Source organism: Kribbella sp. NPDC043289 (genome assembly GCF_056436705.1).
Genome location: NZ_JBWKCB010000013.1, coordinates 23,843 through 41,053 on the forward strand (window position 1 = coordinate 23,843; position 17,211 = coordinate 41,053).

The 17,211-nt window shown below is 68.4% G+C and carries 21 protein-coding genes and 1 pseudogene; 12 read left to right on the forward strand and 10 right to left on the reverse strand.

The window, feature by feature from the left end:
* The first annotated feature begins 19 nt into the window (after positions 1 to 19).
* Positions 20 to 706 (forward strand): GntR family transcriptional regulator, encoded by a 687-nt coding sequence (locus AC0662_RS40640; RefSeq protein ID WP_452197875.1) that lies wholly within the window; start codon positions 20 to 22, stop codon positions 704 to 706.
* On the opposite strand, the pseudogene AC0662_RS40645 reads toward AC0662_RS40640, so the two are convergent.
* A pseudogene (locus tag AC0662_RS40645) lies at positions 694 to 1,209 on the reverse strand (TetR/AcrR family transcriptional regulator); the annotation flags it as partial. The gene AC0662_RS40640 and the pseudogene AC0662_RS40645 sit on opposite strands and share 13 nt — an antisense overlap.
* 15 nt (positions 1,210 to 1,224) lie before the next feature.
* Here AC0662_RS40645 and AC0662_RS40650 point away from each other — a divergent pair.
* Positions 1,225 to 1,395, forward strand: a complete 171-nt coding sequence (locus tag AC0662_RS40650; RefSeq protein ID WP_478307346.1) for an ester cyclase — start codon at positions 1,225 to 1,227, stop codon at positions 1,393 to 1,395.
* On the opposite strand, the gene AC0662_RS40655 is transcribed toward AC0662_RS40650, so the two are convergent.
* Positions 1,392 to 2,366, reverse strand: a complete 975-nt coding sequence (locus AC0662_RS40655) for a carbohydrate kinase family protein (protein ID WP_478307348.1) — start codon at positions 2,364 to 2,366, stop codon at positions 1,392 to 1,394. The genes AC0662_RS40650 and AC0662_RS40655 overlap by 4 nt on opposite strands.
* A gap of 90 nt (positions 2,367 to 2,456) precedes the next feature.
* Between AC0662_RS40655 and AC0662_RS40660 the strand changes: the two genes are divergently transcribed.
* The 5 genes from AC0662_RS40660 to AC0662_RS40680 all read left to right on the forward strand — a co-directional run bounded on the left by AC0662_RS40660 (position 2,457) and on the right by AC0662_RS40680 (position 6,303).
* The gene (locus AC0662_RS40660; protein ID WP_452197869.1) at positions 2,457 to 3,092 is read left to right on the forward strand and encodes an O-methyltransferase; all 636 of its coding nucleotides are present in this window, start codon (positions 2,457 to 2,459) and stop codon (positions 3,090 to 3,092) included.
* Positions 3,093 to 3,144: 52 nt separating this feature from the next.
* Entirely contained in the window at positions 3,145 to 3,789 is a 645-nt protein-coding gene (locus AC0662_RS40665; protein ID WP_452197868.1) for an ABC transporter ATP-binding protein, read from the forward strand.
* On the forward strand, positions 3,786 to 5,336 hold the full coding sequence (locus AC0662_RS40670) for a DUF6297 family protein (RefSeq protein WP_478307350.1): 1,551 nt from the start codon (positions 3,786 to 3,788) through the stop codon (positions 5,334 to 5,336). Before AC0662_RS40665 ends, AC0662_RS40670 begins: the two co-directional genes overlap by 4 nt.
* 68 nt (positions 5,337 to 5,404) lie before the next feature.
* The gene (locus AC0662_RS40675) at positions 5,405 to 5,746 is read left to right on the forward strand and encodes a PadR family transcriptional regulator (protein ID WP_452197864.1); all 342 of its coding nucleotides are present in this window, start codon (positions 5,405 to 5,407) and stop codon (positions 5,744 to 5,746) included.
* Positions 5,743 to 6,303: an HAAS signaling domain-containing protein gene (locus tag AC0662_RS40680; RefSeq protein WP_478307352.1), complete on the forward strand. Its 561-nt coding sequence runs from the start codon at positions 5,743 to 5,745 to the stop codon at positions 6,301 to 6,303. The genes AC0662_RS40675 and AC0662_RS40680 overlap by 4 nt, the downstream gene beginning before the upstream one ends.
* On the opposite strand, the gene AC0662_RS40685 is transcribed toward AC0662_RS40680, so the two are convergent.
* The 3 genes from AC0662_RS40685 to AC0662_RS40695 all read right to left on the reverse strand — a co-directional run bounded on the left by AC0662_RS40685 (position 6,291) and on the right by AC0662_RS40695 (position 8,680).
* Positions 6,291 to 6,596 (reverse strand): nucleoside triphosphate pyrophosphohydrolase family protein, encoded by a 306-nt coding sequence (locus AC0662_RS40685; protein WP_452197861.1) that lies wholly within the window; start codon positions 6,594 to 6,596, stop codon positions 6,291 to 6,293. The genes AC0662_RS40680 and AC0662_RS40685 overlap by 13 nt on opposite strands.
* A gap of 55 nt (positions 6,597 to 6,651) precedes the next feature.
* Positions 6,652 to 7,521, reverse strand: coding sequence for a peptidoglycan recognition protein family protein (locus AC0662_RS40690; RefSeq protein WP_452197859.1), 870 nt, complete (start codon positions 7,519 to 7,521; stop codon positions 6,652 to 6,654).
* A gap of 109 nt (positions 7,522 to 7,630) precedes the next feature.
* Complete coding sequence (locus tag AC0662_RS40695; protein WP_478307354.1) at positions 7,631 to 8,680, reverse strand: LLM class flavin-dependent oxidoreductase; 1,050 nt, start codon at positions 8,678 to 8,680, stop codon at positions 7,631 to 7,633.
* Between the two features lie 80 nt (positions 8,681 to 8,760).
* Here AC0662_RS40695 and AC0662_RS40700 point away from each other — a divergent pair, with 80 nt between their 5' ends.
* Together AC0662_RS40700 and AC0662_RS40705 are read left to right on the forward strand one after the other, a co-directional pair.
* Positions 8,761 to 9,018 (forward strand): hypothetical protein, encoded by a 258-nt coding sequence (locus tag AC0662_RS40700; protein ID WP_478307356.1) that lies wholly within the window; start codon positions 8,761 to 8,763, stop codon positions 9,016 to 9,018.
* 65 nt (positions 9,019 to 9,083) lie between these two features.
* Positions 9,084 to 10,925, forward strand: a complete 1,842-nt coding sequence (locus AC0662_RS40705; RefSeq protein WP_478307358.1) for a glycoside hydrolase family 76 protein — start codon at positions 9,084 to 9,086, stop codon at positions 10,923 to 10,925.
* Here AC0662_RS40705 and AC0662_RS40710 read toward each other — a convergent pair.
* On the reverse strand, positions 10,922 to 11,695 hold the full coding sequence (locus AC0662_RS40710) for an SDR family NAD(P)-dependent oxidoreductase (RefSeq protein WP_478307360.1): 774 nt from the start codon (positions 11,693 to 11,695) through the stop codon (positions 10,922 to 10,924). The two genes, AC0662_RS40705 and AC0662_RS40710, sit on opposite strands and share 4 nt — an antisense overlap.
* Before the next feature lie 101 nt (positions 11,696 to 11,796).
* Positions 11,797 to 12,810: an aldo/keto reductase gene (locus tag AC0662_RS40715; RefSeq protein ID WP_452197848.1), complete on the reverse strand. Its 1,014-nt coding sequence runs from the start codon at positions 12,808 to 12,810 to the stop codon at positions 11,797 to 11,799.
* A gap of 120 nt (positions 12,811 to 12,930) precedes the next feature.
* On the opposite strand from AC0662_RS40715, the gene AC0662_RS40720 reads away from it, so the two are divergent.
* On the forward strand, positions 12,931 to 13,764 hold the full coding sequence (locus AC0662_RS40720; RefSeq protein WP_478307362.1) for a helix-turn-helix transcriptional regulator: 834 nt from the start codon (positions 12,931 to 12,933) through the stop codon (positions 13,762 to 13,764).
* Here the strand turns inward: AC0662_RS40720 and AC0662_RS40725 are convergent.
* On the reverse strand, positions 13,761 to 14,345 hold the full coding sequence (locus AC0662_RS40725) for a TetR/AcrR family transcriptional regulator (protein WP_452197844.1): 585 nt from the start codon (positions 14,343 to 14,345) through the stop codon (positions 13,761 to 13,763). The two genes, AC0662_RS40720 and AC0662_RS40725, sit on opposite strands and share 4 nt — an antisense overlap.
* Before the next feature lie 72 nt (positions 14,346 to 14,417).
* On the opposite strand from AC0662_RS40725, the gene AC0662_RS40730 reads away from it, so the two are divergent.
* Together AC0662_RS40730 and AC0662_RS40735 are read left to right on the forward strand one after the other, a co-directional pair.
* The gene (locus AC0662_RS40730) at positions 14,418 to 15,311 is read left to right on the forward strand and encodes an aldo/keto reductase (protein WP_478307364.1); all 894 of its coding nucleotides are present in this window, start codon (positions 14,418 to 14,420) and stop codon (positions 15,309 to 15,311) included.
* Positions 15,312 to 15,362: 51 nt separating this feature from the next.
* Positions 15,363 to 15,914: a DinB family protein gene (locus tag AC0662_RS40735; RefSeq protein ID WP_478307366.1), complete on the forward strand. Its 552-nt coding sequence runs from the start codon at positions 15,363 to 15,365 to the stop codon at positions 15,912 to 15,914.
* Positions 15,915 to 16,057: 143 nt separating this feature from the next.
* On the opposite strand, the gene AC0662_RS40740 is transcribed toward AC0662_RS40735, so the two are convergent.
* Together AC0662_RS40740 and AC0662_RS40745 are read right to left on the reverse strand one after the other, a co-directional pair.
* Positions 16,058 to 16,633: a tyrosine-type recombinase/integrase gene (locus AC0662_RS40740; RefSeq protein WP_478307402.1), complete on the reverse strand. Its 576-nt coding sequence runs from the start codon at positions 16,631 to 16,633 to the stop codon at positions 16,058 to 16,060.
* 77 nt (positions 16,634 to 16,710) lie between these two features.
* Positions 16,711 to 17,130, reverse strand: coding sequence for a hypothetical protein (locus AC0662_RS40745; protein ID WP_452204739.1), 420 nt, complete (start codon positions 17,128 to 17,130; stop codon positions 16,711 to 16,713).
* Positions 17,131 to 17,211 lie beyond the last annotated feature (81 nt).

Consider the following 17,211-nt stretch of genomic DNA (forward strand, 5'->3'; position numbering starts at 1 on the left):
CGACCCAGGGAGGTGAATCATGGCTGCCGATTCGATCGGTCCGCTGCCGAGCGTACGGCGCCTCGCGCAGCGGGAGAACCTGCGCGACAGCGTCGCCAACGCGCTGCGGGCAGCGGTGATCTCGGGTGAGCTGACGCCGGGAGAGGTGTACTCGGCGCCGACGCTCGGAGCGCGGTTCGGGGTCTCCGCGACGCCGGTCCGCGAGGCGATGCTGGACCTGGTTCGCGAGGGCCTGGTGATCTCGCTGCGCAACAAGGGGTTCCGGGTCACCGAGGTGTCCGACGCGGATCTCGACAACGTGGCGGCGGTCCGGCAACTCATCGAGCCGCCGACGATCCGCGACGTCGTACCCGCGATCCCCGCGGAGGACTACCCGCGGCTGCGGCGGCTGGCCGAGGACATCGTGGTCGCGGCGGAGGCCGGCGACCTGATCGCGTACATCGAGGCGGACCGGGTCTTCCACGTCACGCTGCTGGCGTACTCCGGGAACCAGAAGCTCGTCGACGTCGTGTCGGATCTGCGCTCGCAAACCCGATTGCTGGGGCTCACGCCGCTCCTGGAGAGCGGTCGCCTCGTCCCGTCAGCGGCCGAACACCACGAGTTGCTCGACCTCGTGGAGGCCGGCGACGCGGACGGCGCCGAGCAGTTGATGCGCCGCCACATCGGCCACGTCCGCGGATTGTGGGCCCGCTCTCAGAGCAGCTGACGGTGGAGCACGTCGGCGACGAAGGCCTCGAACTCCTCCGGACTCCAGCCCGACTCGTCGACCAGCTCCTGGTACACGCCCGGCGCCGCGACCGCGCGGTACACGGCCTGTGCCTGCTGCAGCGGGATCCGTAGGGCGTCCTCGAGCGACGCGATCATCGCGTCCATCACCTGGTTGCGGCCGGCAAGCTTCGAGCGCAGCAGCGCCTTGGTCTCGGGGCTCTCGTCGGTCGCCGCCTCGAAGATCAGGACGACGTCGAATCCGGCGGCGTACAGGGTGGTCAGCCAGCCGGCAGCGCCACCGAGGCGCTCGACCGGGTCCTCGATCGCGAGCACCTGCTCGGCGCGCTCGACCGCTCCGGCCTCCTGCAGCCAGAGGTCGCAGATCAGCGACAGGATCTCCCGCTTGGTGCCGAAGGCCGAGTACACGGTCCGGGTCGCGACGCCGGCCTCCTTGGCGATCGCGTCGATACTCGTGGCGCCGTACCCCTGCGCGGCGAAGAGCCGGCGCGCGGCCGGGTGCGCGGTACCGCGACCGGCTCGTTCTTCGGTCCGCCCAGCAACGCGCCCGTCGACATCGCGCTGTTCGAGATGGCGCGTGTTGTCGACGGCCGGATCGTCGAGCACTGGGGCTGTCCGGACCGGTTCGCCCTCCCCGCGCAGACCGGCGCGCTGGCGCGGCTGTCCTAGCTCAGGGCGCGCTTCGCGGTGGTGGCGGCGTCGGCGCCGTACGCGGTGGTGAGGCGGTCCATGAACGACGCGTGGTCGAGGGTGTACTCCTGGGTACCGACTTTCTCCAGGACCGTGGTCGCCAGCGTGCAGCCGAGGTGCGCGGCCGGCTCGTGGTCGAGGCCGGCGGCGCGCCCGGTCAGGTAGCCGGCGCGGAACGCGTCGCCGCCGCCGGTCGGGTCGACCAGGTTCGGCGCGGGCACCGCCGGGACCTTCGCGAGGATCCCGTTGGAGTCCTCGATCACGACCCCGTCGCCGCCGTGCGTGGTGATCCGGACGCCGACCCGCTGCAGGATCTCCTCATGGCTCCAGCCGGTCTTCTGCACCAGCAGGCCGGCCTCGTACTCGTTGCTGAACAGGTACGCCGCCCCGTCGATGAGCCGCCGGATGTCCGTACCCTCCATCCGGGCCAGCTGCTGTGACGGGTCCGCGGCGACCGCGATCCCGTGCTGCCGCGCCAGCTCGGTGTGCTTGATCATCGCGTCCGGGTCGTCGGCGCCGATCAGCACCAGGTCGACGCCGCCGGCGGCCTGGTGGATCGCTCCCAGGTCGAGCTCGCGGGCCTCGGCCATCGCGCCGGTGTAGAACGAGGCGATCTGGTTCGCGTCGAGGTCCGTCGTACAGGTGAACCGGGCGGTGTGTACGTTCTCGCAGACACGGACGTGCGAGATGTCCACGCCGGCCGCCGTCAGCGCCGCGCCGTACTCGGCGAAGTCGGCGCCGACCGAGCCGACGAGCAGCGACGGGAAGCCGAGCTGCGCCATCCCGTAGCAGATGTTCGCGCCGACGCCGCCGCGATGCACCACCAGTTCGTCGACCAGGAACGACAGGGAGACCTTGTGCAGCTGCTCCTCGAGGAACTGGTCCTTGAACCGGCCCGGGAACGTCATCAGGATGTCGGTCGCGATCGATCCGGCGACGGCGATGCGCATACGGAGTGCTCCTCGGGGGTGGTGTACATCGGTTTGGACAACCCATAGAGACTACAGGCGACCGATCTAATACACGGAGGGCGGGAATTCATGGGCCATCAGGTACCGGTGACCGAGGAACTGCACGATTACATGGTCGCCCACGGCATGCCGCTGGACGAGATCGCGACCGAACTGCGGGCCGAGACCGAGACGCTCGGCAACCCGGCCGGCATGCTCACGACCGCCGACCAGGCCGGTCTGCTGACCACGCTGACCCGGCTGATCGGCGCCCGCCGGGCGGTCGAGATCGGCACCTTCACCGGCTTCTCCGCGCTGGCGATCTCGCGCGGTCTGCCGGACGACGGCGAGCTGATCTGCCTGGACGTCAGCGACGAGTGGACCTCGATCGGGCGCAAGTACTGGGAGCGGGCCGGCGTCGCGGGCAAGATCGACCTGCGGATCGGCGACGCGCACGAGTCGGCCACCAAGCTCGACGGTGAGTTCGACCTGGCCTTCGTCGACGCCGACAAGGACTGGTACATCCAGTACTTCGAGACGGTGCTGCCGCTGATCCGGCCGAACGGCCTGCTGCTGTTCGACAACACGCTGGCCGGTGGCCGCGTGGTGGACGCCGACGGTCCGGCCGACCGCAAGGAGTTCAACGCGCACATCGCCGCCGACGACCGCGTGGACGTGATCATGCTCGGCATCGGCGACGGACTGACGCTGGTCCGCAAGAAGTGAGCCAGCAGAAATAAGCAGGCCGAGACGGGCCGGCAGAAATGAGCCAGGAGAAATGAGCAAGAAGGCGGCGCCACGGCTGGCCGTGACGGACCTGCAGCACAAGTACGGCGACCGGCCGGTGATCGAGGGCCTCACGTTCACCTTGGCCGCCGGTCAGGCGATCGCGCTGGTCGGCCCGAACGGCGCCGGCAAGACGACCGTGCTGAAGTGCATCGTCGGCGCGGCCGCTCCGGCCGCGGGCAAGATCATGCTCGACGGCCGGCCGATCGACGAACGCGCCGAGGCGGTCCGCCGCGACGTCGCCTCCCTGCTCGACGACCTGGACTTCTTCCCGGACCTGACCGCGGCCGAGCACCTGGATCTGCTCGCCCGCGCGCACGGCAACCCGACGCCCGAGGATCTCGTCGACACCACGCTCGACGAGATCGGCCTGCTTCCGGCCGCCGATCAGCTGCCCGGTTCGCTGTCCTCCGGTCAGCGCCGCCGGCTCGCGCTCGCGACGGCGCTGGTCCGGCCGCGGACGCTGATGGTGCTCGACGAGCCCGAGGCCCGGCTGGACGTCGGCGGCGTCCAGTGGCTGTCCGAGCGGCTGGTCGCCGAGAAGAAGTCCGGTACGTCGATCCTGTTCGCGAGCCACGACCCGGCCCTCGTCGAGACGGTCGCCGACTCGATCGTCACGCTCACCCCGCTGCCATGAGCACCGCGGACGGACCGGTCGAGTTCGACCCGGCGGACTTCGGGACGATCCCGTCGTCGCGGTCGATGCGGCAGTGGATGCGCACGACGCGGCGGCGGCACGCGGACCGGTCGTTCTGGGAGATCTTCGAGGATGTGTACCTCGTCCTGTTCACCATCGCGATGGCGGGGGCGACCGGCGGGAACGTCGTACGGCAGCTGAACTCGGACGCCGCGGGGTGCTCGTCGTGGCGCTGCGGTCAGCTGACGACGTGGCTGCCGTTGATCATCATTCCGTTGCTGGTGGCAATCACAGTGCGGATGCTGCTCGCGATCGGGCCGGTGTCGGCGACGCGGGCCAGCGGGTTCTGGTTGCTGGCCACTCCGATCAATCGGGCGGCCTTGTTGCGACCGGCGTACCGGCTCGTGACGGCCGCTGTGGGTGCTGTCGGCCTGGTCGTCGCGGCGGTGATCTGGGCGTTGCTCGGGGCGCCGGTGATCGGGGTCCTCGAGGCTGCGGTGCTGATCAGCGCGCTGTTGGTGTGTACGGCGATGGCGACGGTCTGGGTGCAGCAGAGTGCTCGGCGGTCGAAGTGGACCCTGCGGGTCGCGGATCTGTTCCTACTTGCAGCCGTGGTGCCTGCGGTGGCACTCGCTGTGAGGCCTGACCCGCTGAAGGGCGCACGAGCAGGAACTCTCGACCTGGCCGTTGCCGAGGTGCGGAACGGGAGCGCGTTGACGTCGGGCCAGACGTATCTGCTCGTGGTGTGTGCGGTGGTTCTGCTGCTCGCGGTCGCGCTGACGATGGTGACGTCGCGGTCGCTCGACAAGCTCGGGCGGGCGAGTGTGATCGCGGGCGGCGAATTGCTGGCCGGGCTCGCGGGCGCGGCGAGCAGTCTGGACATCAGCATGCTCGGCGACGTCATCTCCGGACGGCACTGGCGGATGCAGGGCCGGGTGCGGTCCCGTCGTGGTCGGGGCGCGCAGGGTGCCGCGATCGTGAACCGTGAGTTCCTCCGGATCCTCCGCTGGCCGCGCCGTCTGGTGATCGGCGCGGCACTGCTCGTCGTCCCGTACGCCGTCCACGGGGCGGGCTTCCGCGTACTGGTTCCGGTCGCCGCCGGGATCGCCGGCTTCGTCGCCGTCCGGCCGTTGCTCGACGGACTGCGCACCGCCTGCCGTTCGACCGGTCTCGTCCGCGCGCTCGGGATGGACCTGCGCGAGCTGCGGGTGCTGATGGGTGTGGTCCCAGGTCTGTTCGCGATCGTCTGGACGGCGCTCGCCTACCCCGCGATCGGCAGCGCTTCGGCCTGTTTCGCGGTTGCCGCCGGCATCATCACCGGCACTGTCCGGCAGGCGTCCGCCCGACCCCCGTCGTACGCCGGTCCGCTGGTCACCTCGCCGATGGGCGCGATCCCGCCGGGGCTGTTCTCGCAGCCGGCCCGCGGTTTCGATCTCCTGGTGGTCTGCCTCGCCCCCGTGCTCTTCAACCTCCCCAGCCTGTGGGTGGTGGTGATCCCGTCGTTCGTGGTCACCGTCATGTTCGCGGTGCGCCCCAAGACCGACTGACCGTTTCGACTGACTGACGCGGCAGGCGTTCTTGCCGGATCTTGGCGCGAACAGGTACCTTGTGTCGCATGGTAGCCGAGAAAGTCTTCACGCAGCTGCGCCGCGGGACGCTGGAGTTCTGCGTCCTGGCGCTGTTGCAGGGAGAGGCTCGTTACGGTTTCGAGTTGGTCAAGGCGCTGGGTGAGATCGACGGACTGGTCACCACGGAAGGCACGATCTACCCACTCCTCGCGCGGTTGCGGCGCGAGGGTCTGGTGGAGACGAGCTGGCAGGAGTCCGAGTCCGGGCCACCGCGGCGCTACTACACCTCGACACCCGAGGGCAGCCGAGCCCTGACCGAGTTCACCGCGGACTGGCAACGGTTCTGTGCGTCGGTCGACAAGATCTTGCAGAGTGGGAGACGGGGATGAACATGGAACTGGACAGCGACCGCCTGGTCGATGCGTACCTGAAGGAGCTGGCCGCCGAGGCCGAGGTGCTGCCGGCCGGCCGCCGGGACGAGTTGCTCGCCGACATGAAGGCGCACATCGCCGAGGCGCGTGCGGGCGGCGCGACGTCCGAGGACGAGATCCGCGACGTGCTGCAGCGGCTCGGCCGGCCGAGCGAGATCGTTGCCGCCGCCACCGACGGTCTGGTGCAGGTCGTGGTCCCGCCGCGGATGCGCCCGCAGGACTTCGTCGCGGTCGGGCTGGCGATGTTCGGGCCGTACCTGCTGGAGCTCAACACGATCCTGGCACTGGTCGCCTGGGGAGTCGGCCTCGGGCTGCTCTGGACGTCGAACCGCTGGACCACGATCTGGAAGCTGCTCGGCACCCTGAGCTGGCCGATCGGGTACGCCGTGGTGATCGCGGTAGACACGATCTTCCTGGGCCCGGTCTGGGTCAGCATGGCAGCCGACGCGGTGGTCACGCTCGCGCTGACCGCCGGACTCTTGCTGAACGCCCGCCCGCCGCGTCAGGACTCGTAGACCAGCCACTTCCGCTCGATCTCGGCCGGGAGATCGACATCGTGCTGCTTCGCGAACAGGAGCAGCTGGCACAGTACGTCGGCGAACTCCTGGTGGAACGTGTCGCGGATCTGCTCGGTGGTCGCACCCTTCGTCCGAGCTCGGCCGGTCTGCTGGAGGTAGGCCTGGGTGAGCTCGCCGACCTCCTCCTGGAGTTTGAGCAGGAACCAGTCGGGGTCGCGCTCGAAGCCGAGGTGTGCGCCGTACCCGGCGGAGATCTGCTCGAGCCGGTCCTGCAGGTGCTTGAGATCCACCCGGACAGGAAACCAGGCCCCACCGACAGAAAGCCGGTGGGGCCTGGGCTTTGTCCTACTGTGCTGGTTCTGCTGCCTTGGGTTCCTCGACCGGCGGGAACGGGTCGAGGGCGTGGTCCTCGAGCGCCGGGTCGATGTTGGGGTCCGGGACCTGCGGCTCCTGCTGGGCCGGCGCGTCGGCGGCCAGGTTCTTCGGTGCGGTGGCCCAGACCGCGGCGGCCGCGCGGGCGGCGTCGGCGGCGTCGGTCTGGCGTTCGTAGTTCTTGATGTCGAGCGCGTACGCCTTGGCCACCGCCGTCAGGTCGCGGCGCAGCTGCTTGTGCACCCAGAGCGCGTAGGCCTGCGAACGGGCCTCGATGAAGTTCTTCAGTTCCTGCATCTGGGCGGGGGTCATGTCGTCGTCCTCCGAGTGGCCGGGTGTGAATTCGCCGCGGGCGATCGCGGCGCGGGCGGGGTCGCCGGGGCAGTCGGTCGGCTCCGGGCGGACCGCGGAGTGCGGCCGGATCGCCGTACCGCGCGGGTAGAGCTTGCGGAAGTCGGCGATCACCCCGCGGGTGGTCGCCTTCATCGCGGCGGACGGCTGCTCACCGGTGACGAGGACCAGCAGAATGGCGCCGTACCGCTCGTTCACGTCGTTGTCGCCGTTGGCGCCGGACTGGGTCCGTAGGCCGCGCAGGGTCCAGGCCCGGCCTTCTTGATCGACCGCGATCTGGTAGGCGATGTCCGACCAGCCGCGGCTGTCCATGTGGTAGTCCTGCCAGCCACGCAACGCGGACGCGACCGCCGCCTTGGTGTGGATGACCTTCGTCGAGCCGGTGCCCGGCCAGTGGATGACCGCGCCCTCGACGCGGGACACGGTCAGGTTGCCCGGCCCGGCGTTCGGCGGTCGTGCGTTCCAGGCGGACCGGGGCAGATATTCGACCATCAGCGCTCCTCACATGCCTCACAGCGCACATACCCAGGGTTGGCGCTCGGTAACCAACCGAACACTTTCGGGCAGGCGAGCGTCAAGCGATGGCCCTCATCCAAGCAGCTTAGGAGAGCAGCGGGAGGAGTTGATCACCGATCCGCACCGTTTCCTCGCGGTACGGAGTGTCGGAGAGGACGAAGTGCGTGATGCCGAGATCGCGGTACTTGCTCAGCGATTTGGCGACGTCCTCGGGGGAGCCGACCAGCCAGGTGGTGCCGGCGCCGCCACCGCCGTACTTGCCGGGTGCGGTGTAGAGGTTGTCGTCGAGGACCTCGCCGCGGTCGGCCAGGTCGAGCAGCCGCTGCTGGCCGACAGCCTTGAACCAGCGCCGGTCCCGCTTGCCCTGTGCCTCGGCCATCTTGGCGACCTTGGCCTCGGCATCGGCCCACGCCTGCTCCGTCGTGTCGCGTACCAGCGTGGTGATCCGGAGTCCGAACTCCAGAGCAGCGTGCTCACGACCAAGTTCGGCCTCGAGCTCCTTCAGTCGCGCGATCCGTGCCGCGACGCCGTCCAGCGGCTCACCCCAGAACAGCTGTACGTCGGCATCCGTCGCGGCCACCCTTTGCGCGGCCTCGGACGCGCCACCGAAGTACAACCGCGGATGCGGCCGCCCTTCCCGTACGACGGGGCGTGTCGCGACCGTGGATCCGGCAACCGAGAAGTACTCGCCGTCGAACGTGACGTTCTCCTCGGTCCACAACCGCCTGACCAGTTGGAGGAACTCCTTGGTCCGGGCGTAGCGCTGCGGCTGGTCGCCCTCGCTGTCGCCGTACGCCGCGAGGTTGTCCTGACCGGAGACGATGTTGATCAGCAGCCGCCCGCCGCTCAGCTGGTCGAGCGTGCTCGCCGCGGACGCGAAGTGCGCGGGATGCCAGTACCCGGGGCGGATCGCGGCGAGTGGCTGGAAGGTGGTCGTCCGGGCGGCCAGCGCGGTCGCGACGGTGAACGTGTCGGGCCGGCCCCACCCGGTGCCGAGCAGCGCGCCGGACCAGCCGTGGTCCTCGGTGAGCCGGGCCAGCCCGGTCAGCCGCTCGAGGCTGTTGTGTCCCTGGACGGCGTCGTCCCCGCGGTGCCCGGGGTCGACCTGGTTCGGGATGTACCAGAGGAAGGTCATGAAAATCAGCTTAAGTTCACTCAGTTAGTCGACTTTGGGCATCTCGCGGGCTGGTCACCCGGCTGAGCAGGGCTCAGCAGTTGGTCTACGGCTGCGGGCACAGCGAGAAGCTGATCGCGGACGCGCTCGGGGACGTCCGCGACGACATCGTGATCGCCTCGAAGGCCGGCTACACGTACGTCGAGGAGACCCGCGAGGCGCCGGGGGAGAACGGTGACCCCGCTGACCGCGGCGCAGTTCGACGAGATCGGCGCGATTCTCGGCTGAAAACTCACGGTCGTCGCGCCATTGACATCGTTGTCTGGCGCGACGACGATACATCCTCGGAAGCTCGGTGAAACGTTTCCAAGCCCCTCGAGGAGATCCGCCCATGGTCTTGCCCCGACGTACCTTCCGTTTGCTCATGGCCGGGGCGGTGACGCTGGCCCTCGGGTTCGCGGCACCGCCGGCCGGCGCGGCGCCCACCCCGGCCGACGGCCCGACCGCCGTCGCCCGCGCCCGGGTCGCCGCCGACCAGCTGATGAGTTCCTACGAGCCGAACAAGGCCTGGTTCCCGTCGAGCTGGTGGAACTCAGCGGTCGCCCTGCAGACCATCGGCGACTACATGCAGCGCACCGGCGACCGGCGCTACCTGGGTCAGCTGGACAACACGTTCGAGAAGGACAAGGGCAAGTTCCCGGCCGGGGTCCTGTCCGGTGACGAGCTGCTCGGAAACTTCACCAGTCGCGCGATCGACGACTCCGAATGGTGGGGCCTGACCTGGGTCCAGGCCTACGACCTGACCAAGAACCCGAAGTACCTCGACATGGCGGTGAAGATCGCGGAGTACGTCGAGGGATACTGGGACCCGAGCTCGTGCGGCGGCGGTGTCTGGTGGAACGGCGAGCGCACCTACAAGAACGCCGTCACCAACGGTCTGTGGATCCGGCTCACCGCGGAGCTGCACAACCGGATGCCGAAGGACACGCGCTGGCTCGGCCGCGCGCAGGAAGGCTGGACCTGGTTCACCAACAGCGGGATGATCAACTCCGCCGGTCTGGTGAACGACGGTCTGAAGGACAACTGCGAGAGCAACGGCGACACGGTCTGGTCCTACAACCAGGGCCTGGCGATCGGTGCCGGCCTCGAGCTCTGGCGCGCGACCCACGACCCGAAACTGCTCACCTCGGTACGGCGGTTGGCGGACGCGGCGATCGGTTCTGGTGGACTGGTCACCGACGGCGCGCTGACCGAGTTCTGCGATCAGCCCGGGCGCACGTGTGACGACAACGGCAAGCAGTTCAAGGGCATCTTCATGCGGTACTGGATGGACCTCGCCGACACCACGCACGACAGCCACTACCAGAACTTCGTCGCGCAGCAGGTCGCGACGATCTGGGACAACGACCGGGATGCCTCGGACCGGCTGGGGGAGCGGTGGTCCGGCGCGACCCCGAACGTCTTCGACTGGCGTACCCAGGCCAGTGCGCTGAGCGCGTTGCTCGCCGCCGTCCCCGCGACGCCGCCGGTGCGATCGTTGTCGGCGACAACCGATCCGGCGCTCCCGGTGGTCATGCCGGCGACCGGAAGCGTGACGCACGTGAAGGTCAAGGTCACGGTCCAGGCGACGGGACCCGTGGACCAGCCGGTGAAGGTCGCGGTGAAGGCCGCAGGCCCGTCGGGCTGGACGGTGACTCCGGCGGTCTCGAACGTGACGCTCCGGCCGCGCGGGAACGCCGTACCGGTGGAGACGTCCGTGGACCTCGACGTGACGATCCCGGCCGGTACGACGGACGGTCTGCACTCGGTGAACGTGACGGCGACGTCCGGTTCGCAGCTCGCGTTCAGCTCGCGTTCGGACATCCTGATCGCCCACACGGCCGACTTCGACACCGGTACGGCGGCCGAGACCCCGTGGCTGTTCGACGCGGACGGTTCACAGAGCAACGGCGTACAGAACCGGTTCGCTGACGGGCACTCGTACTTCGTCTACCGGTTCCCGTTCCCGTCCGACACCACGAAGGCCTCGGCGACGCTGACGATCGACAACGAGTTCGTCGTCCAGGTCAGCGGCGACGGGCAGAACTGGACCACGGTCGCGACCGAGACCAACCAGGAGCACGACGGCAACAACAAGGCGGCGCGGACGTTCGACCTCACGCCGTACCTCGGTGCCGACAAAGCCGGGTACGTCCGGGTGTCGGACTCGTTCCCCAATGACGGGTGGGGCGGCCGCGTCTACCACGTGACGGCGAACTACAGCTAGCGGTAGCGGCTTGCGAGCTGCGGGTTCTGGCCGCCGAACGCGGCCAGATCCGCGGCGAACACCGTGTCCAGCAGGCTGCTGTCCTCGAGGCCTGGAGCCGTGACCGTCTCACCGAGCTCCAGGCCGCGCAGGCTGGCCGTGACGACGTCGTCGGCGCTCATCCGCGGGATCGAGCTCAGGTCCATGCCCTGGCGGGTGTGGAACTCGGTGGCGACGACTCCCGGGAGCAGCGCCTGCACCCGGACTCCGGTGCCTTCGAGTTCCGCGCTCAGGGTCTGCGAGAAGGCGAGCAGGTTCGCGAGCGCTCCGGCGTACACGGCGCGGCGCGGCATCACGGAGCTCGGGGCCGGACCGCTGAACGCGATCATGCCGCCGACGTTGATGATCGTGCCGCTGCCGCGCTCCTGCATTCCGCCGACCACGGCCCGGGTCAGCAGGGTCGGCGCGAGGACCTTGACGGTGACCAACTCGGTCGCCTTGTCCGCGGGGAGGTCGGCGAGCGGCATGTAGTGCGCGACGCCGGCGTTGTTGATCAGCAGGTCGACGGGTTCGGCGGCCGCGATGTCGGCGACGCTCTGGATCCCGGCGAGGGTGGAGAGATCGGCGGACACCGGCCGGATCTTCACCTCCGGATGGGCTTCGACGAGCTGGCCGAGCCGTTCGGCGTTGCGGCCGACGGCGATCACGTCGTACCCGTCGGACACCAGCCGCTCGGCGAAGGCTTTGCCGATGCCGGAGGTGGCGCCGGTGACGAGTGCGAGCTTGCTCATGGCAATGATTCCCTTCAGGTGGTCTCATCACCGAGCATCCGTGACCCGCACTCGCCCGACAAGGGTCCCGCTGTCCCTAGGAGTCGAGGGACCAGGCTGGGCTACGCGGCGGCGCGGTCGCCGACCGTCCGGCGACGCAGCGACGGGTCGAGGATCGCCGGGGTGTTGTAGTCCATGTCGAGGCGCCCGACATCCGTACCGGGCGGGACGATCTTGTCGATCTGGTCGAGGACGTCGTCGTCGAGGACCACGTCCGCGCCGGCCAGCGCGTCGTCGAGATGCTCCATGGTCCGCGGTCCGATGATCGCCGAGGTGACCGCCGGGTGCGCGATCGCGAACGCCATCGCCAGGTGCGTCAGCTTCAGTCCTGCCGCGTCAGCCACCGGGCCCAGTTGCTCCACGACCTCGAGCCGCCGCGCGTCGGTCATGTGCCGGAACATCGCCGTACGCCGAAGGTCTGACGGCGCCCGCCCGGTGAGCTGGCCACCCGCGAGCGGGCTCCACACGAGCGCACCGAGACCGTACTTCTGAACCATCGGCAGCACCTCGCGCTCGATCCCACGGTTCAGAATCGAGTACGGCGGCTGCTCGGTGCGGAACCGTTCCAGACCGCGCCGGTCGGCGACCCACTGTGCCTCGACGATCTCGCTCGCCGGGGTGGTCGACGAGCCGATCGCGCGGACCTTGCCGCTGCGGATCAGGTCGGTCAGCGCCGACAGCGTCTCCTCGACATCGGTGTCCGGGTCGGGACGGTGCATCTGGAAGACGTCGATGTAGTCGGTCTGCAGGCGGCGCAGTGAGTCCTCGACGGCGGTCATGATCCAGCGCCGGGAGTTGCCGCGCTGGTTCGGGTCCTCGCCCATCGGGAGGTGCGACTTGGTCGCCAGGACGACGTGCTCCCGGCGGCCCTTCAGCGCCTCGCCGACGATCACCTCGGACTCACCGTGCGAGTACATGTCCGCGGTGTCGACGAAGTTGATGCCGGCGTCGAGGGCCTTGTGGATGATCCGGGTCGAGGCGGCGTGATCGTCGTTGCCGACGGCACCGAACATCATCGCGCCGAGGGCGTACGGGCTGACCTTGATCCCGGTCCGGCCGAGTGTGCGGTAGTGCATGAACTTCCTCCTTGGGGTTGCTCCCAGCGTTGCCGGGCCGCCGGGTGGGGAGAAGGCCCACTTCATCCACGGACAGGTTGTCCCTGGATAGCCGCTTGGGTGGTCACGCATGATGGATGTGTGACCGATCGTGACGGCCTGGCCGATTTCCTCCGCCGGCGCCGGGAGCTGCTGCACCCGGCCGACGTGGGCCTGCCGGACGGCGCGCGCCGCCGTACGCCCGGCCTGCGCCGCGAAGAGGTCGCCCAGCTTGCGGGGATGTCGACCGACTACTACTCGCGCCTCGAGCAGTCGCGCGGCGCGAACCCGTCCGAGCCGATCATCGCCGGCCTCGCCCGCGCCCTGCGCTGCGACCTCGACGAACGTGACCACCTGTACAACCTGGCCGGCCTGGCACCGCCGCTTCGGCGCGCCGGTCGGCACATCAGCCCCGGCCTGACCGGCCTCGTCGAGCGCCTCGTCGACATCCCGGTCTTCATCGTGACCGACCTCGACGAGGTCCTCTGGCAGAACGCCCTGGCCGACGTCGTTATCGGCCGGTACTCCGGCACGGGACTCGCCCGGAACCTGACCTGGCTCTGGTTCACCGACCAGACCATCCGGCGAATCTTCCCCGAGGAGGACTGGGACGCGCACTCGGCCGCGCACGTCGCCGACCTGCGCGGCACCTACTCCCGCCGGATGGGTGACCCCGACGTCACCGAGCTGGTTGACGCACTCGTCGCGCAGAGTGCGGAGTTCCGCGCACTGTGGGAGCTGCACGAGGTCGCCGTACGCCGGCTGCCGCGCAAGCGGTTCCTGCACCCGGAGGTCGGCGAGCTCGACCTGACCTGCGAGACCCTCCTGACGCCCGCTGCCGATCTGAGAGTGCGCGCGTTCCTGCCCCTCGACGGCACCGACGCTCGCGAGAAGCTCGACCTCCTCCGCGTGATCGGCACGCAGACCTTCGTCTAGCGCTGCCGGAGACCGTCGATCAGTAGCCTGAGCAGCCGCTCGGTCTGTTCGCGTTGCTGCTCCGGATCGGCGGCGATCACGGCACCGGCCATCGCCGCCACCACGTCCTCAGGCGGTACGTCGCTCCGCAGCACGCCCGCGCCGGCTTCCAAGAAGTGTCCGATCGCCGCGGTCAGCCGAGCCCGGGTGTCCGCCTGCGTGACGGCGCCCGAGGCGACGATCGCCCGGAGGCTGCCCCCCATCGCGCGCTTGGAGTCGACGAAGTCGGCGTACCGGAACATCCAGGCGAGCAGCGCTTCGTCCGTGGGTCCGTCGTTGGCCAGCTCGGGCGCCGCGTCGCACAGCCGGGTCAGTTCCTGCTGATACACGGCCGCGAGCAGGGCCTCACGGGTCGGGAAATGCCGGTACAGCGTCGCCACGCCGACCTGCGCGCGCGCCGCGACGCGGTCGAGCGACAGGTGCACCGAGTCGCCCTGGCGTGCGGCCTCGGCGAGATCGGCCAGCTCGCCCGCCGCGGCCGTCACCACCTGCTCCCGTTTTCGCGCCGCATCGGCGCGGAGCGGCCGGACTCCCTGGCTCATAAGTGGAGAAACCTCCAGTTAGTGCTACGGTAATCGGAGAAACCTCCACTTACTCTACCTCGGGACGTCCTCATGGCCACGACACCGAAGCACCCGGGCGGCACCGTCGCCCTCGGCCGGCACCAGATCAGCAGGATCGGGTACGGCGCGATGCAGCTCGAACACCTGGACACGGCCGCGGCCACCACCGTCCTGCGACGCATGGTCGAGCTCGGCATCAACCACCTCGACACCGCATCCTTTTACGGCGACACCACGGTCAACCAGCACCTCCGCGCCGCCCTGCACCCGTACGCCGACGACCTCGTGATCGTGAGCAAGGTCGGAGCGCGACGCGTCGACGCCCCGGTCCCGCTGGCCCTGGCGCAACGGCCGGAGGAGTTGCGGAAGCAGGTCCACCTCGACCTCGACTCGCTCGGCATCGACCAGGTGCCGGTGGTCAACCTGCGCCGTGCGGACCAAGGCCCGGGCCTGATCGCGGAAGGCGACCAGGTCGTCCCGCTCGACGACCAGCTCGCCGAAGTGATCGCCTTGCGCGACGAGGGGCTGATCGGAGCGATCGGCCTGAGCAACGTCAGCACCGAGCAGCTGAAGCAGGCGCTGCCCGCCGGGATCGTCTGCGTGCAGAACGCCTACCACCTGCTCGACCGTTCGAGCGAGGACCAGCTCGCACTCTGCGCCGCGAACGGCATCACCTGGGTGCCGTTCTTCCCCCTGGGCTCAGCGTTCCGCCAGCCACCCTTCGACCAGCTGGCAGTCCCCACCGAGCACCCCGTCGTACAGCGGATCGCCGAACGCCTAGGAGTCAGTACGGCGGCCGTCTGTCTCGCCTGGATTCTTGCCCACGACAACCACACCGCACTGATCCCCGGCACCCGCAGCATCGCCCACCTCGAGGACAACGTCCGAACCGCCGACGTCGAGCTCGACACCGAAACCCTGGCAGAGCTGGACGCCATCGCCTGAACACGGAAACCTCTGCCGATGAGCGGTGGTTCCCCCGTACGATGCGCACCTGTGAGCGAAGCACAGGAATTCGACATCAAGGCGCGTACCGAAGCGCCACTGCACGGCAGCGAAGTCGTGATCCTGCGTGGATCACTGGCGTACCAACGCGACACGCTCCGGTGGAAGTGCTCCGGCCTCACCCAGGAACAGTTGGCGCAGCAATGCCCGCCGACCGACATGACACTGGGCGGCCTGATGAAGCACCTCGCGCTCGTTGAGTCCCAGTGGTTCGATCACTGGTTCCGCAACGCAGGTTTCGCGCAGCCTTTTGACACCGTCGACTGGGCTCTCGTCGAGAACGACTGGGAGTTCGATTCGGCTCGTGACGACACTCCGGAGGAGCTGCGGGCGCTCTTCGACGAGGCCGTCAGCCGTTCAGACGCGGTCATCGACGAAGCGCTCACGCGCGGTGGACTCGACGAGGAGTCGGCACTCACGAGCCCGCATACCGGCGAGACCTTCACCTTGCGGTGGATCCTGGTCCACATGATCGAGGAGTACGCACGGCACAACGGCCACGCCGACTTGATCAGGGAGTCGATCGACGGTCAGACCGGGTGAACGGCCCGAGTTACTTAGTGCACAGCTGTTACACAGGAGCACGAAAAAGGCCCCGTCCGCCTTGCCGGACGGGGCCTTTCCCTCAGACGAACTCAGACGTCGTAGATCTGATCGAGCCTAGGAAGAACCTGCAGGTGAGAGCGTCATTCGACGGCACGCAGCACCCCCGGAGTCAACGCGGGGTCAACAGCGGTCGCACTGAACGCCTGGTCGATCGCCTGCCGCGCCCTGGTTTCAGAGTCCGGCATCAGGTGTGTGTACACGCGCAGGGTGAAACCGGCATCGGAGTGACCGAGGTATTCACTCACAGTCTTAATAGACTCCCCGGCGTGCAGTAGCACGCTCGCATAGGTGTGCCTCAGTACATGCATGCCGTTGTCCCTGGTTGTTTCAATACTCGCGGCCTTGAGTGACGGCTTCCAGATGAACGGATTGAAGTAGTTTCTGTTCATAGCCTTGCCCTCGCGGCTGGTCAGGATCAGGTCAGCCGCTACCAGCCTTCCGGTAGGGGAGTCCCAAGGCAAGGTAACCGACTTAGCGGGGAGAGCCTGTAGGTAGGCTGCGAGTTCGTTGCCGACGGACTCAGGCAACGGAACATCTCGCACCTTGCCACCTTTCGGGAGGCCGAAGACTAGGCGAGCCTTGACGATCTTGACCTGCCTCTGTACGTGGATAACGCCACGGAGGAAATCAATATCGCTGACGGCCAGACCGAAGATCTCGTCGTTTTAAGAGTCGCCGCCGTGCCCGCGAGGCAGACTGAGAATGGAACGGCGAGGCGGCGCCGATGCAGGGATCAAGACACCGCCTCGCCGGTATTGTAGGAAACCACATCCACGGCGATTACTACCTTCGCGCCGGTTGCTCCCTCAAAGTGCTCTCTGATGCGCTTCGGGTCACCGAGGACTGCGAAATGCAGCATGCTAGGCAAGATGACGGTTTCAACCTTGTCGTTGACGACCGCCTGAACCAGACGCTCGAATGCGTCTGGTGCGGTCTGAACCTCTTCCACGAAAACGGCGGATAAGTTGTAGCCGGCTTGTTTCGCGAAGTAGGTAAGCCGCTCTTTGGTGCGGTTCACTTCCGACTCGCACATCAAGAGATGCTTTCGCGCGTAGGCATATGCGCGGGGGAGTTCAGTCTTCGTCTCGCCATCGGCGGAATGTGTCGTTGAGCTTGCGCCACAGGATGAATAGCCGTCGCCGGAGTCGCTCACGCACCATCGCCTCTTTGCCGTACCCCGTGTGCCGGTTGCATGCGACAAACTTAGGGAGCGGCGAACGGTAAGGGCTACGTT

Excerpts from the sequence above, each read along its gene's own strand:
- AC0662_RS40725 (WP_452197844.1), bottom strand. The coding sequence starts at position 14,345 with ATGAGCCAGGGAGTCCGGCCGCTCCGCGCCGATGCGGCGCGAAAACGG.
- AC0662_RS40715 (WP_452197848.1), bottom strand. The coding sequence starts at position 12,810 with ATGCACTACCGCACACTCGGCCGGACCGGGATCAAGGTCAGCCCGTAC.
- AC0662_RS40690 (WP_452197859.1), bottom strand. The coding sequence starts at position 7,521 with ATGGTCGAATATCTGCCCCGGTCCGCCTGGAACGCACGACCGCCGAAC.
- AC0662_RS40680 (WP_478307352.1), top strand. The coding sequence starts at position 5,743 with ATGAACATGGAACTGGACAGCGACCGCCTGGTCGATGCGTACCTGAAG.
- AC0662_RS40730 (WP_478307364.1), top strand. The coding sequence starts at position 14,418 with ATGGCCACGACACCGAAGCACCCGGGCGGCACCGTCGCCCTCGGCCGG.
- AC0662_RS40655 (WP_478307348.1), bottom strand. The coding sequence starts at position 2,366 with ATGCGCATCGCCGTCGCCGGATCGATCGCGACCGACATCCTGATGACG.
- AC0662_RS40640 (WP_452197875.1), top strand. The coding sequence starts at position 20 with ATGGCTGCCGATTCGATCGGTCCGCTGCCGAGCGTACGGCGCCTCGCG.
- AC0662_RS40710 (WP_478307360.1), bottom strand. The coding sequence starts at position 11,695 with ATGAGCAAGCTCGCACTCGTCACCGGCGCCACCTCCGGCATCGGCAAA.
- AC0662_RS40660 (WP_452197869.1), top strand. The coding sequence starts at position 2,457 with ATGGGCCATCAGGTACCGGTGACCGAGGAACTGCACGATTACATGGTC.
- AC0662_RS40670 (WP_478307350.1), top strand. The coding sequence starts at position 3,786 with ATGAGCACCGCGGACGGACCGGTCGAGTTCGACCCGGCGGACTTCGGG.
- AC0662_RS40705 (WP_478307358.1), top strand. The coding sequence starts at position 9,084 with ATGGCCGGGGCGGTGACGCTGGCCCTCGGGTTCGCGGCACCGCCGGCC.
- AC0662_RS40695 (WP_478307354.1), bottom strand. The coding sequence starts at position 8,680 with ATGACCTTCCTCTGGTACATCCCGAACCAGGTCGACCCCGGGCACCGC.
- AC0662_RS40675 (WP_452197864.1), top strand. The coding sequence starts at position 5,405 with ATGGTAGCCGAGAAAGTCTTCACGCAGCTGCGCCGCGGGACGCTGGAG.
- AC0662_RS40665 (WP_452197868.1), top strand. The coding sequence starts at position 3,145 with ATGAGCAAGAAGGCGGCGCCACGGCTGGCCGTGACGGACCTGCAGCAC.